Source organism: Neptuniibacter marinus (assembly GCF_001597725.1).
Lineage (GTDB): Bacteria > Pseudomonadota > Gammaproteobacteria > Pseudomonadales > Balneatricaceae > Neptuniibacter > Neptuniibacter marinus.
Genome location: NZ_LUTR01000109.1, coordinates 1 through 237, shown reverse-complemented (window position 1 = coordinate 237; position 237 = coordinate 1). Strand labels below are relative to the sequence as shown.

The following is a 237-nucleotide window of genomic DNA, read 5'->3' as shown; positions in this document are numbered from 1 at the left end:
AAATAACGCTTTACGATCGCCAGTACCACGATTGCTGCAACCATCACGAGACAAATCTTATCGGTTTTATGCAGTGGCTTAGCGCTATACCAAGTCCGAGTTGCATGTCGGCCAAAGCCGCGCAGAGTCATTGCATTAGAAATTTCATCAGCACGATCTAGGCTAGAAAAAATCAACGGTCCGAGGATTTTTGCGACATTCTGCATACGCTGGAAAAGAGGTGTGCTTTTAGATATA

General features: G+C 44.7%; 1 protein-coding gene. It reads right to left on the bottom strand.

From position 1 onward, the window contains the following. The coding region (locus tag A3774_RS16250; protein ID WP_197468104.1) for an energy-coupling factor transporter transmembrane component T at positions 1–237 on the bottom strand (237 nt) is incomplete at both ends.